This is a genomic window from Sphingobium sp. LSP13-1-1.1, assembly GCF_040676415.1.
GTDB lineage: Bacteria > Pseudomonadota > Alphaproteobacteria > Sphingomonadales > Sphingomonadaceae > Sphingobium.
Genome location: NZ_JBEGHU010000091.1, coordinates 1 through 255, shown reverse-complemented (window position 1 = coordinate 255; position 255 = coordinate 1). Strand labels below are relative to the sequence as shown.

1 protein-coding gene is annotated in these 255 nt (G+C 54.5%); it reads right to left on the bottom strand.

What is annotated here, in order from left to right; genetic code table 11:
• Window positions 1–255, bottom strand: a 255-nt coding sequence (locus MRBLSP13_RS22375; protein ID WP_363756712.1) for a hypothetical protein, incomplete at both ends; no start/stop codon positions are given.

The window sequence follows — 255 nt, the reverse complement described above, 5'->3', positions numbered from 1 at the left end:
AACTCAGATATTTCTCTGCGCCGGTTGCACCAACACGGATATTGAACGAACCGTTATTGCTGTCTCGGTATAGGAATGGGCCGCCTGTGCCGGGGAAGGTCACATTAGGAACGGTGATGCCGCCAGTAAACGTGCCGCCTGTCAGATCGGCTTTTGTCGCTGGATTGAAATTGCCTTGGTGAAAGACCTGATTGTTCGGGCCAACGGTGATGCCGCCTGTTGATGGAAAGCGAATGTCGCCGCCGCCAGCAGTCT